Annotated in this window: 12 protein-coding genes; 2 read left to right on the forward strand and 10 right to left on the reverse strand. The window is 42.5% G+C overall.

Going from position 1 to position 12,225, the window contains the following annotated elements; translation table 11 throughout:
- Positions 1-63: 63 nt before the first annotated feature.
- From FRX57_RS01900 to FRX57_RS01915, 4 genes are all read right to left on the reverse strand, one after another.
- The gene (locus tag FRX57_RS01900; protein WP_146566079.1) at positions 64-660 is read right to left on the reverse strand and encodes a YpmS family protein; all 597 of its coding nucleotides are present in this window, start codon (positions 658-660) and stop codon (positions 64-66) included.
- On the reverse strand, positions 632-1,441 hold the full coding sequence (locus tag FRX57_RS01905) for an SGNH/GDSL hydrolase family protein (RefSeq protein ID WP_146566081.1): 810 nt from the start codon (positions 1,439-1,441) through the stop codon (positions 632-634). Before FRX57_RS01905 ends, FRX57_RS01900 begins: the two co-directional genes overlap by 29 nt.
- On the reverse strand, positions 1,434-2,273 hold the full coding sequence (locus tag FRX57_RS01910) for a DegV family protein (RefSeq protein WP_146566083.1): 840 nt from the start codon (positions 2,271-2,273) through the stop codon (positions 1,434-1,436). The genes FRX57_RS01905 and FRX57_RS01910 overlap by 8 nt, the downstream gene beginning before the upstream one ends.
- 144 nt (positions 2,274-2,417) lie before the next feature.
- Positions 2,418-3,854: a glycoside hydrolase family 1 protein gene (locus FRX57_RS01915; RefSeq protein WP_146566085.1), complete on the reverse strand. Its 1,437-nt coding sequence runs from the start codon at positions 3,852-3,854 to the stop codon at positions 2,418-2,420.
- Between the two features lie 132 nt (positions 3,855-3,986).
- Between FRX57_RS01915 and FRX57_RS01920 the strand changes: the two genes are divergently transcribed.
- On the forward strand, positions 3,987-4,850 hold the full coding sequence (locus FRX57_RS01920; RefSeq protein ID WP_146566087.1) for a helix-turn-helix transcriptional regulator: 864 nt from the start codon (positions 3,987-3,989) through the stop codon (positions 4,848-4,850).
- An 8-nt stretch (positions 4,851-4,858) separates the two neighbouring features.
- On the opposite strand, the gene FRX57_RS01925 is transcribed toward FRX57_RS01920, so the two are convergent.
- Positions 4,859-5,410 carry a GNAT family N-acetyltransferase gene (locus tag FRX57_RS01925; RefSeq protein WP_146566691.1) on the reverse strand — a complete coding sequence of 184 codons (552 nt, stop codon included), beginning with the start codon at positions 5,408-5,410 and terminating at the stop codon, positions 4,859-4,861.
- 74 nt (positions 5,411-5,484) lie between these two features.
- Here FRX57_RS01925 and FRX57_RS07730 point away from each other — a divergent pair, with 74 nt between their 5' ends.
- On the forward strand, positions 5,485-6,123 hold the full coding sequence (locus FRX57_RS07730; RefSeq protein WP_246100893.1) for a hypothetical protein: 639 nt from the start codon (positions 5,485-5,487) through the stop codon (positions 6,121-6,123).
- 27 nt (positions 6,124-6,150) lie between these two features.
- Here the strand turns inward: FRX57_RS07730 and FRX57_RS01935 are convergent, their stop codons facing one another.
- From FRX57_RS01935 to pstB, 5 genes are all read right to left on the reverse strand, one after another.
- A complete protein-coding gene (locus tag FRX57_RS01935) occupies positions 6,151-7,440 on the reverse strand; it encodes a sensor histidine kinase (RefSeq protein WP_146566089.1) in 1,290 nt (429 codons plus the stop codon).
- On the reverse strand, positions 7,430-8,104 hold the full coding sequence (locus FRX57_RS01940) for a response regulator transcription factor (protein ID WP_146566091.1): 675 nt from the start codon (positions 8,102-8,104) through the stop codon (positions 7,430-7,432). The genes FRX57_RS01935 and FRX57_RS01940 overlap by 11 nt, the downstream gene beginning before the upstream one ends.
- A 79-nt stretch (positions 8,105-8,183) precedes the next feature.
- Positions 8,184-10,721 (reverse strand): M1 family metallopeptidase, encoded by a 2,538-nt coding sequence (locus FRX57_RS01945; RefSeq protein WP_146566093.1) that lies wholly within the window; start codon positions 10,719-10,721, stop codon positions 8,184-8,186.
- A 68-nt stretch (positions 10,722-10,789) separates the two neighbouring features.
- The gene (phoU, locus tag FRX57_RS01950; protein ID WP_146566095.1) at positions 10,790-11,446 is read right to left on the reverse strand and encodes a phosphate signaling complex protein PhoU; all 657 of its coding nucleotides are present in this window, start codon (positions 11,444-11,446) and stop codon (positions 10,790-10,792) included.
- 15 nt (positions 11,447-11,461) lie between these two features.
- Positions 11,462-12,220 carry a phosphate ABC transporter ATP-binding protein PstB gene (gene pstB, locus FRX57_RS01955; RefSeq protein ID WP_146566097.1) on the reverse strand — a complete coding sequence of 253 codons (759 nt, stop codon included), beginning with the start codon at positions 12,218-12,220 and terminating at the stop codon, positions 11,462-11,464.
- Positions 12,221-12,225 lie beyond the last annotated feature (5 nt).

A 12,225-nucleotide genomic window follows, 5' to 3' on the forward strand; every position in this document is an offset into this window, starting at 1 on the left:
ATTGTACATGCTATATCATATCGCAAAAAAGGCTTGGGGTCAAGTATTTAATGCCCTTCGGCGTCACTTTTTCTTGAAAACTTCAAAAATAATTTCATCCTCAAGCAAATCAACCTTACTAGCCTTAACATAAATACCAGCCTCATTTTTCAGGTCTTGAAGCATGATTCTAATCGCCTCCTCCTTAGGCAAGATAGTAACAACCTGAGGGAGTTTATAACTGGATTGAATATATTTCAAGACCTCCTTAATCGGGAGAGCTAAAGTCCCTACAGACACTGAAGTTACCTTTAATTCTAGGGCTCCAGAAGCTAGCCGGTAGGGTTGAAAATAGAGGTAAAGTGGGAGATCATACCCCAATAACTGATAAGTCCCTTCAAAAACAATGGCATTGGCCGTTGCATAAACCTGGTAACTTAATTGCTTAGATTGATAATCCTCTAAATAACTGGCCAGGGCTTGATTAAGCTGCTGGCGGTTGGTTTGGAAAAGGCCCAGGGTCACATCTTGTTGACTGGTTTGATTTGTTTGCGGCATTTGACGGTCACTTTTTTCCAACAGTCGACTTGCAATAAAAGCGACAAAGGCTAGATTCAAGGCTAGAAGTAGGAAAAAGGCCCATTTCCAAAGCTTACTTTTGCCAATCTTTTCTTGTTTCATTTAATTTCTCCATTACTGCGTTGGCGATAATTTGATAGCCTAGGGTATTAGGGTGGAAATTATCTTCTGCAAATAGGACATCGTTAGTGGGAGTGGTTTGCTCTCCTGTTCCCTTATAAAGCAAATCATTGACAGGAACAAAATACACCCCTTGATAGTCTTGACTAACCGCTTCTGTTGCCTGATTCCACTGATCAACAACTTCCTGCATTTCGGTCAATTCTTGAAAATTAAGATAGAAAGGATTATAAATACCGATAATGTATATGGGAAGTTTGTCCTGCTGTTGCCTAGCTAAAGTAATCATCTGCCGCAAATTCTTTTGGTAGTTCTGCATGGGCTCGGCAAAACTTGCCACTGTTAGTTGGGCAAAATTTTTCCGAATCACCTGAATTAAATCATTACCACCCACTGTTAAGGTTACTAAATCAGCTATCTGTAACTGATTTTGCAGGTCTTGATTCTTCTCCATACGAGTTAAAATTTGTTGACTAGTATTGCCCGCAAGGCCATAATTACTTGCTTTAACCTTGTACTGATAGGTCCTAGCCAGATCCTCCTTGAGAAGACCGACAAAACCTCCTTGCTGACTACTATCTCCTACACCTTCTGTCAAGGAATCTCCAATAGCGACATAGTTAAACTGCTGCGAAACCTTCCTTTCCACCTCTTTTCCATTTAGGCTGACCTTGCTTTTAGGGATCAAATAATCAAATAGAATAAAAAAGAGTAAGGTCAGGCTGCCTAAGAAGAAAAGAACGCGCAAGATTTTGTTAATCATAACGAATCATAACCGCAAAGGCATCTTCGCCTGTATGAGTTTGAATAATTGATCCCGTTTCCAATAAGCTAATCTCAGTAGCCACCAAATCTTGTAAACTATCCCTCAATTCAGTGGCAAAGCGACCGTCACCTGAGTAAGAAATACCAATCTCCGCAATCGAACGGGCCGCTAATCTAGTCTTCAACTCATTCAACCACTTACTAAAGGTCTTTTGACCACGCCCTTTGACAACGGTGTGTAGTTTATGATCTTTTAACTCCATGATTACCTTAATATTAAGGAGCGAGCTTAAAAGCCCAGTTACTCGGCCAATTCGCCCTCCCTTGGTCAAATTTTCCAAGGTGGAAACACCAATAAAGAGTTGGGTAGCTTGACGAACTTTTTCAATCTCAGCTAAAATTTCCGATAAACTAGCTCCCTGCTGGGCCATTTTTGCCGCAGCAACAACCTGAAAGGCCATGGCCTGGTCCGTAAAACCAGAATCAACCACTGTCACGTCTGCTCCAGCAATAGCCGCTCCTTGACGTGAAGCTTCACTGGTGCCAGAAAGAGCATGGGTTAGATGGATGGCAATCATTTGCTCAACCCCTGATTCTTTCAGGCTTTCATAGGTCTCTGCAAATAAACCAACCGGTGGTTGACTGGTTTTGGGAAGTTCCTTACTGGCCTTCATCAAGGCGAGAAACTTGCCTTCTTCTTTCAGGTCACTATCTGAATAAACCTGATCACCAATGGTTACGGATAAGGGAACCACTGTAATCCCCAATTCCTGAATCAAGTCAGGTGCAATAGTCATTGACGAATCCGTTACAATTTTTATCCTAGACATGTCCTTACCTACTTTATAGATATTGTTTTTACTATTATAACAAAAAAATTCCCCTATTGGGGAATGGACCTAGTGATTAGATAATTTCCTTAGGTTAGAAAGAAAAGTCATCCTACCTCCCTCTGACATCTACTCAACTGAGGATTAATACAGACTGGCACCATTTGTCGCAATGACTTCTTTATACCAATCAAAGGATTTTTTCTTGTAACGAGCCATACTGCCTGTGCCATCATCATGGCGGTCAACATAGATAAAGCCATAGCGCTTGCTCATTTCAGCTGTTGACGCCGACACCAAATCAATTGGTCCCCAAGTGGTATAACCCCAGAGTTCTACACCATCTTGCAGGGCTTCACCAACCTGAACCAAATGTTTTTGCAGGTAGTCAATTCGGTAATCGTCCTCAACAGTTGGCCCATTAGGACCATCGACCAAGACATCCTTGGCACCCAGGCCATTTTCTACGATAAAGAGAGGCAATTGGTAACGGTCATAAAAGTCATTGAGCACCAGACGTAAGCCAACTGGATCAATCTGCCAGCCCCAGTCACTAGCTTCCAAGTAGGGATTTGTCACCCCACCCATGATATTGCCCCTTCCTGAATTATAGGCTTCTGGATTGTGGGCTTGAGCCACGCTCATATAGTAAGAGAAGGAAATAAAATCTACTGTATGACTCAAAATCTCTTCATCTTCTGGGGCAAAAACAATCTCAATCTCGTTTTCCTTGAAGAAACGCTTGATATAGTTAGGGTATTTGCCACGTGCGTGAATATCACTAAACAAATAATTGTGGTTAGCAAACTGACGAACTGCCAACTGGTCTAGGGGATTTGCTGTCATGGCATAGGCTGGCATCGCCAAGACCATGCAACCAATCTTGAAATCTGGATTGATGTCGTGCCCAATCTTAGTCGCAAGAGCTGACGCCACCAATTCATGATGGACAGCCTGATAAAGATCTTGTTGAGACAAGTCTTCGACCGGTGTCGCGATCCCTCCTGACATAAAGGGAGCATGCAAGACAGAATTAACTTCATTGAAGGTTAACCAGTATTTGACCTTATCCTTGTAGCGACTAAAGACTGTCCGCACATAGCGTTCATAAAAGGCAATCAAGTCACGATTGGCCCAACCATTGTAGGCACGAGCCAGATGTAGAGGTGTTTCATAGTGAGACAAGGTCACCAAGGGCTCAATGCCATATTTAGCCAATTCATCAAACACTTGGTCATAAAAGGCTAAACCAGCTTCATTTGGCTCCAGCTCATCACCTTTGGGAAAAATCCGTGACCAGGCAATAGAGAGACGAAAGACCTTAAAGCCCATCTCTGCAAAAAGGGCGATATCTTCCTTATAACGATGATAGAAATCAATCCCATCCAACTTCAAGTTATCAGCTGTTGGCTCCTCGGTAATGCGAGGATTTTTATCGCCTGCCGATACTGGCACACCACCCTTAGGTAGAACATCTTGGACAGATAACCCCTTGCCCCCCTCTTGATAAGCTCCTTCAAATTGATTGGCTGCAGTTGCTCCACCCCACAAAAAATTATCTGGAAAAACTGTTTTTGTCATAGTTGACTCCTTTTATCTTATGATAATAATAATATAAAACTTTTTTTCCAGAAAATCTGACATTATCCTGCGAAAAACTGATACTTTCCTCTGATTTTGGTATAATAAAAAGAAAAACTAGAAAAGACTACCATGCTCGATTTATCAAACAAGCACCTGCTTCCCTACCAGTTTTATCGTACACAAGTGACGAATGGTCATCCTGATGTTCTCTTTCATTGGCATCAAGAATTAGAAATCCAATATGTTTATGAGGGAAGTGCCCAGTATCATATTGACTATGATTATTTTCTCAGTCAAGCTGGCGATATTATTCTCATTCGGCCCAATGGCATGCACTCCATTCACCCCCTACCTCAGACCAGTCATGTGACAGATACCTTTGCCTTTGATTTGGATATGGTGGGAGCCTCTTATGTGGATCAGGTCAGCCTGCATTACCTACAACCCTTACAGAATAGTCAATACAAATTTCTGTCTTGCATCAAACCAGACATGGCCGGCTACCAAGACTTAAAAGACTGTCTCTGGCAGATTTTTCAACTAGCTCGCGAAGAAGGTCGGCACTTTGAGCTTTTGCTCAAGTCCAAGTTGCAAGAATTTCTCTACCTGCTCTTTTTCCATCGCTATGTCATCCGCAAACAAAGCAAGGACAGCTACCGTAAAAATGAACAACTCCGTGATTTGATTGATTACATCAACCAACACTATGCGTCAGCGCTGTCAATTGGGCAGCTGGCCGAACAGATGGGGTATAGTAAGACGCATTTTATGGCTATTTTTAAGGAGCAAGTTGGGATTTCCTGCACTGATTTTATCATTCAAGTTCGGCTAAACAAGGCCAGCCAACTCCTTTTACACAGCAGTGAGTCTATTTTGAACATTGCCCAGCAGGTTGGCTTCAATAATCTCTCTAATTTCAACCGGCAATTCAAAAACTATTATCACTGTACTCCCCGACAATATCGACAAGAACAAGCCATCAAAAAAGACTAGCCCAAGGGCTAATCTTTTTTATCACCCAACCACCGATAACGTAAGGAAACAATCTTTTCTCCTCTTAAACTGGTAGCATTTTCTTGTCGCTCAACTAGGCTAAGCCCGATAGCTTCCAAAACTGCTCGACTAGGCTGGTTTCGTTCATCGCAAGTCGCTTCCAAACGAATATTGGGCAAGCTGAGCACAAGGTCTCGCAGGGCAGTCATACTTTCAACAGCATAGCCCTGATGATGGTAAGCTCGATTGAGGGTAATGCCAATCTCTGCCCGCTCTAAGTCCTCATCTAGATAAATAGTGGCATTACCAATCAGCTTCCCCTCACTTTTCAGTTCAATCCCATAGCGTCCCAAAGGGGCTTTCAAATACCACAAGACCAGAGCCTCCAAAGATTCCGCCTGAGAGTTACTGGCCGGATAATTATATTTTAGGAGGTCATCATCTTGATTAAATTCGCTATAATCAGCCAAGTCTGCCAAAGTCATGGGGCGTAGCCACAACCTCTCTGTCACTAGCTCGCTGTTCTGGGCTAAAAGAACCCAAGGATTTATTCTCGTCATCACATTAAGACCTTTCTTTTTTTCCAGTATAGCACATGCTTGCATTTTTTGACAAAAAAACATAAGATAGGATTATGATGAAAGCTGATTTTTTAGTCCTCTACAAGGAGACACAGGTTTTGACCTTTTGGCAAGACATCGCCCCTTATTTTGCTGATTTAGCCACTTGGACCTTTTGTGACATGGCAGAGCTGACCCAAACTGACCTGAGAGCCTATCAGGGAATCTTGACCACCCAGCCAGTTGAGACAGACTTGCCCAGTCTCGTGGTTGACCCAACTGACTCCCCTTGGAAAGTCAGCAAAGACATCCACCAATTTATCCAGCAGACCAGCAAGTCTTTCTTAGACTATCTCCCTTGGCGGGTCAGCTTTTTTGCCCCTGATGGCCAGCTGATTTATAGTAATGGACGAGCCGACGGTAGTTTTTTCTTCTTGGATGAGGACATTCCTCCCTTGGAAGATTGGATATTACAGGACCTCAAGGCTAGTTCCACCGGTGTTTTGCATCTCCCCCTTAGTTTAGAAAGCTTTGACCAAAAAATTGTGCAGTCTTTTCAAACACTCTACGATGACCAAAAAAATCTCATAGGTATCTTCCAATATACCCAGGAAATTTCTGACCTACTGGCTAGCTATTTAGAAGATAGCGGTCAGGCTCTAGTGGGCTGGTCGGATGTCACCTCAGGTGCTTCGATTTCTAACCAAGACTAAAAAAGAGTTTCATGACGAAACTCTTTTTTATAATTTGACTTCAAAAATCGTTCCCTTGGGCGAATTATCCTTGACCGTGATACTGCCTTTCAGCGAGTCAACAATCTGCTTGGCCAGGGAAAGTCCTAACCCAAAACCACCGCGTTGTCTGGTTCTAGCCTTATCCACTCGATAAAAGCGATCAAAGATATGTTGTTTATCCTGAGCACTAATCCCAATCCCCGTATCAGAAATCCGAATAAGTAAGAACTTGTCCCTCGCTATCACCTCAAGCACGATATGGTCGGTCTTATCCGTGTATTTCATGGCATTATCAAACAAAATCGTCATCAACTGTTTTAAAAGGACCTTATCCGATTTAACCACCTGTTGAACACGATTATGAGCCTGAAACGATTTTTCCTGTTCCGCTGCAATCATTTGATAATTATCAAAAATCTCATCAAAAAAGTCCGGTTTAATCTCAACAATTTCGGGTTTAATGCCATCATCACGCCGTGCCAAATTCAGTAAATTAGTGGTCAAAAGCCGCATATTCCTTACTTCATCCAGGCTAGAGGCAATATTTTCCGTATTGTCCATAATGGTAGACTCTGGCTTACGAAACAAGGTTTCCAGTCGATTTTGTAAAACTGCTAAAGGGGTCCGTAATTCATGACTAGCATTTTCAACAAAGGTCTTTTGCTTTTGGTAATTTTCCAAAATGGGGCGCCGACTCCACTTGGCCAAATAAACACTAGCTCCCACTGAAACAATCCAAAAGACAATCATGACCGTAATAATCAGTCGTGAATAGCGAAGATTAGCTTCCTCCAACTGATTGGTATTGATGGCAATCATAGCATAAGCCACATTGGGATAGGCCAGATTTTTCACCGGAATGGCCAGAGCTCGATATTCCAAAATCTTCCCTGAAATATTTTTCAAGGATACCTTGATAATACTATTTAGATTTTCCTTGTCTAACTCCATATATTCCAAGCCTGACAGACCATCTATGGCATTAATAATCTCTCCCTTAGCATTATAAAGGATAATATCAGTATTGGCCACCACCTCACTGGGTGGTTCAATCACCTGTGATTGATTGCTTGACCGCAACGACAAATCATTCTTAATCATGGCTAGGGTAATATAGGAATCAATATCATTCTTAGCCGTTCGTAAGCTAGAATCTACTGAGGTATAAATCCCAAAACTCATGACTTGGAGAATAATAACTGTCATGACCAAAAAAATGCCCGTAAAGACCCCCAAAAAATGAACAAAGAAGGGAAAATTCTCTGACTTTAGGAGCCGTCTAATCCTAGTCAACATGCTTTAAAATATACCCCACACTGCGCAAGGTTTGCAGATTAGCCACAAAATCTGTCCCCTTGAGTTTCTTACGCACCTTAGACACATAAACTTCCACAACGGAGATAGTGGTGTCGCTATCAAAGCCCCAAATCCGGTCAAAAATCTGAGATTTAGGCAGAATAACATTTTGATTTTGTAAGAAATAAACCACCAAATCAAATTCTTTCCCCAACAATTCCACATCTTTTCCTTGGACCAGGACCCGATTGGTCTGTGGATTGATTTCTAAATCGCCATATTGTAAACTATTCTCACTCAATTTTCCATAACGTTTTAATAAGGCCTGAATCCGCATTTTTAATTCTTCTAGATAGAAGGGCTTGGTGATATAATCATCTGCCCCCAACTTAAAGCCATGCCCCTTATCATCCAAACTTTCCTTGGCCGTCATGATAATGACAGGGGTCATCACGCCTTTTTCGCGGAGTTCTTTAAGTACTTGAAAACCATCCTTTTCAGGCAACATAAGGTCCAGCAAAATCAGGTCATAAACACCACTTTCTGCCTCATACAGTCCCTCATCACCATCAAAAACCTGCATGACATCCGCAAAATCTTCTAAAAAGTCAAACACTGAATTAGATAAACTCAAATCATCTTCAACTAACAATATTTTAATCATAAACTATCCTCACTGCCTTTAATATAGCACAGTTTCCTTAAGTCAGACTAAAGAGAGGCCATATCTAGCCCCTCTTGTATTAGTTATCTTCTAGGGCAGCCTCCAAGGCTGCTTTATTGGCCTTGATCAGCTCAATCTTCGAGTCAATGTTACGAAGCCCCATGACAATCTCCCGTTTGAGGGCCAAATCTTCCATCTCCGGTTCATAAAAGGCCTTAAATTCTGCCAAACGTTCTTCTGTCTTAAAGACATCGGCTGCGCTCTCAACAAAGTCAGCATAGCTCATGTCACCAGCAAAGGTTTCTTTCAACCATTGCCAGTTTTCTCGTCCCCAAGTCCAGAAAGCTTCTTGGGCAAAATCAGAACGCAAGAAAGAATAATACCAAGTGGATAAATCTTGTGGCTTAATCACATCCTTGTCCTTCAAAACTGCCAAGATTTTATTTACTGTTTCTTGTGACTTGGTCCGAGAGAGGGCAAAACACAACTCCGAACGCAATCTAGCATCATGTGTCTTAACATATTGAGCCAGATAAGCGTCAACCAGTTCTTGACTTTCAGCAACCATCACCTGAGTGCTCAAAACCACTTGACGGAGGCTAGCTGGCATGTCTTCCATATTAGTTGCATACTGGTCATAAATGGCTCTGGCTTGAGCAATAACTTGCTCATTCCCTGCCCAGGTCATGGCTAGTAGGACAAATAGACGCGCTTTTTCCGTTTCATCACTATCACTGTCCTTGATGTCAAAGCCCAACTGTTCATAGCTAGCCATCAAACTACGATTAACACGCTCTTTGAGGGCTGCTTGAGCTGGAGAATTCTCATCAATCATATCCCTCAAGCCAGCAATAATTTGTTGCTGGGCTGAAACAATCGGGTAGGAACTATCATCACTCAACAAGTCCAAGAAAGGTAGCAAGTCAGCGTAAGCCATCACACCACCCTCAGCCAAGAGCGAAAATTCTTGAACAAGTTGTAACTTGTCTAACTGAGATAGACTAGCAAAATCTGCCATCAAGTCATCAAGTAATTGACCTTGGTAGGCAGTGATATAGTGGGCGTTATTGCCGAGATTAAGGCGTAAAGCTCCTGTATTATTTGCCGCCAACTGGCTATAATGAGGAATTACCAGGCTTTCTTGGGTCAAGGTTTCTGGTAAACCAGTCCAGTTGCTATTGAGCGGAATTGGCCAAAGGCGTCCTTGGTCCTTATGCTGACCGACAAAAAATTGCTTTTGGCTAAGAATCAAGTTGTCATCAACCACCTTGGCTGTGACCACAGGAAAACCAGGCTGTTCCAACCAGGCAGTCATAAAATCAGCCGCATCCTTATCTGAATGATGTGACAAGGCCTGCCATAAATCTTGCCCAACGGTATTACCATACTGATAAGCCACGAAATAGTCTTTCAAACCAGCCACAAAGGCTTCCTTGCCCAACCAATGATAGAGCATGAACATGAGACGACTTCCCTTAGAGTAGACAATGGCAGAGTCAAAAAGGGTTTGGATTTCATCTGGATGGTTGACCGCAACATGGACTGACTGGACGCCGTCAATCGCATCACGATTAAGAGCATGAGGGACTGACGAAATGTTAAAGTCATTTTTGATCTGCCAACTTGGTTCTAGAGCATCAACAGCCAGATTTTCCATCATCATGGCAAAACTTTCATTGAGCCAAAGATCGTCCCACCAGGACATGGTCACTAGGTTACCAAACCATTGGTGAGCCACTTCATGGGCGATAACGAGAGCAATCTGCTGACGCGACATGAGACTGGAATTGTCATCAGCTAACAGGTAGATTTCACGATAGGTAATCAAGCCCCAGTTTTCCATGGCACCCGCTGAAAAATCTGGTAGGGCAAGATGGTAGCACTGTTTGAGCGGATATGGCACCCCAAAATAATCTTCATAAAATTCCAGGACACGTTTAGCAAAATCTAAGGCAAAATCCAAACTAGATGACTGATGAGCCTTGGTTGCAAAAATGCCTACCTCTACCCCGCTCTTGGTTGTTGTCAACTGGCTATGTAGCTCACCAATAGCAAAAGCTAACAAATAAGTGGACATGCGAGGGCTGGTTTCAAAGGCCCAAATCCCAGTCTCCCTACCTTGACCTGCTAGTCTTTCAGGCATGTTAGCTAGAACAATTTCCCCTTCCTGCTGGTCAAAGGTAATGGTCAAATCAAAGGTTGCCTTGGCTGCCGGCTCGTCAATACTTGGAAAAACCTGACGGGCAAAATGACTTTCAAACTGGGTGGAAATCACTTCTTTTTTGACCCCATCAAGCTGGTAGTAGGACGGGTACATGCCAGTCATGCCGTCTGTAATCTGACCTGAAAAGGTCAACTCAATATCTTGCTGTCCTATCGCTGCTAGCTCAAATCGGACCTCTTCCAAGTCGTCATTAACGGTAAAGTTCAGACTCTCACCGGCAACCCTAACTGTTTCAATGCTTAAATCCTTCTGATGAAAGGCCACGGTCTGCTCCAGTGCCTCTCCCTTGACTAAAACTCGACCTGAAAAAACCTTGTCCTTACGGTTAATATCCAAGAAAAGTTCATAGTGTTCCGGCACAAATCGTTGGATTAAATGTTCAACTTTTTCCATCGTTTTCTCCTTTTCAATATAGACGGAAAGGAAGTAATCCTTGTACTTCCTTGTTTGTCCTTATTATATCATAATTCAATAATCTTACCAGTTTTTAGGTAAACAACCCACTCACAGAGGTTTTTGGCATAATCGCCGATGCGTTCCAAGTAAAGCAAGACTTGGAAATACTCCTTACCAGCAAAAATTGCATCTGGATTTTGACGAATTTCTTCAATGGCCTGACTTTGAATGGTACGGAAATAATTGTCAATATCAGCATCAATCTTGGCCACATCACGAGCCTTGTCTGCATCGCTAGTGACATAGGCATCAAGAGCCTCTTCAACCATGGCTTTAACAGCACGCCCCATCTTCTTAATTTCAGCTTCAATACCAACCAAATACTGACTTTCTTCCTGCATTCGCAAGGTTGCCTTGGCAATCGACACGGCATGGTCTCCCATCCGCTCCACATCACTAGATGCCTTCAAGACGGTGATGACATTACGTAGGTCTTGGGCGATGGGTTGTTGCAAAGCAATGATTTCTAGTGATTTCTTCTCAAGTTTGACCTCGTATTCATTGACCACATCATCTTCGTCAATGACTTCTTGGGCCAAATCGACATCGTGACTAACAAAGGCACGAACGGTCTTATTGATTTGAGCTAATACTTCTGTGCCCATCGAGTAAAATTGATTGTGTAATTTTTCTAATTCTTCTTCAAATTGTGTGCGTAACATAAAGAGCTCCTTTTTCTATCCAAATTTACCAGTAATGTAATCTTCTGTCTCCTGTTTAGACGGATTAAGGAAGATTTTTTTGGTATTATCATATTCCACCAAATCACCGTTCAAGAAAAAGGCTGTCTTGTCTGAAATACGACTGGCTTGCTGCATACTATGGGTCACAATGATTTGCGTGTAAGAAGATTTTAACTCATAGAGGGTTTCTTCTACCTTACTTGAGGAAATGGGGTCAAGAGCTGAAGTTGGCTCATCCAAAAGAATAATCTCTGGACTGGTCGCCAGCACCCGTGCAATACAAATCCGTTGTTGTTGACCACCAGATAAACCGAGGGCTGAATCATGCAAACGGTCCTTGACCTCATCCCAGATGGAAGCCTGTTTCAAAGAGGTTTCCACAATTTCATCAAACTTGGCCTTGTCCTTCTCCCCTTTTAAGCGTAAGCCATAGACAACATTATCATAAATTGACATGGGGAAGGGATTGGGTTGCTGAAACACCATGCCAATCTCCTTGCGTAGGTCCACCGTGTCCATCCGTGGGCTATAAATATTATGCCCCTTATACATGATGGATCCTGTGATGGTCACATTAGGAATCAGATCATTCATGCGGTTAATCGACCGTAAGAGCGTTGATTTTCCTGAACCTGACGGGCCGATAAAGGCAGTGATTTCGTTTGGAAAAATATCCATGGAAATATTATTTAAGGACTTCTTCTTCCCATAGTAAAGGGAAATGTCACTAATATGTAAAATTGGATCTACCATTTCTC

The organism is Streptococcus cuniculipharyngis (assembly GCF_007859195.1).
Lineage (GTDB): Bacteria > Bacillota > Bacilli > Lactobacillales > Streptococcaceae > Streptococcus > Streptococcus cuniculipharyngis.

Coding starts and splice junctions, on each gene's coding strand:
- FRX57_RS01900 (WP_146566079.1), bottom strand. CDS start 660: ATGAAACAAGAAAAGATTGGCAAAAGTAAGCTTTGGAAATGGGCCTTT.
- FRX57_RS01905 (WP_146566081.1), bottom strand. CDS start 1,441: ATGATTAACAAAATCTTGCGCGTTCTTTTCTTCTTAGGCAGCCTGACC.
- FRX57_RS01910 (WP_146566083.1), bottom strand. CDS start 2,273: ATGTCTAGGATAAAAATTGTAACGGATTCGTCAATGACTATTGCACCT.
- FRX57_RS01915 (WP_146566085.1), bottom strand. CDS start 3,854: ATGACAAAAACAGTTTTTCCAGATAATTTTTTGTGGGGTGGAGCAACT.
- FRX57_RS01920 (WP_146566087.1), top strand. CDS start 3,987: ATGCTCGATTTATCAAACAAGCACCTGCTTCCCTACCAGTTTTATCGT.
- FRX57_RS01925 (WP_146566691.1), bottom strand. CDS start 5,410: ATGACGAGAATAAATCCTTGGGTTCTTTTAGCCCAGAACAGCGAGCTA.
- FRX57_RS07730 (WP_246100893.1), top strand. CDS start 5,485: ATGATGAAAGCTGATTTTTTAGTCCTCTACAAGGAGACACAGGTTTTG.
- FRX57_RS01935 (WP_146566089.1), bottom strand. CDS start 7,440: ATGTTGACTAGGATTAGACGGCTCCTAAAGTCAGAGAATTTTCCCTTC.
- FRX57_RS01940 (WP_146566091.1), bottom strand. CDS start 8,104: ATGATTAAAATATTGTTAGTTGAAGATGATTTGAGTTTATCTAATTCA.
- FRX57_RS01945 (WP_146566093.1), bottom strand. CDS start 10,721: ATGGAAAAAGTTGAACATTTAATCCAACGATTTGTGCCGGAACACTAT.
- phoU (WP_146566095.1), bottom strand. CDS start 11,446: ATGTTACGCACACAATTTGAAGAAGAATTAGAAAAATTACACAATCAA.
- pstB (WP_146566097.1), bottom strand. CDS start 12,220: ATGGTAGATCCAATTTTACATATTAGTGACATTTCCCTTTACTATGGG.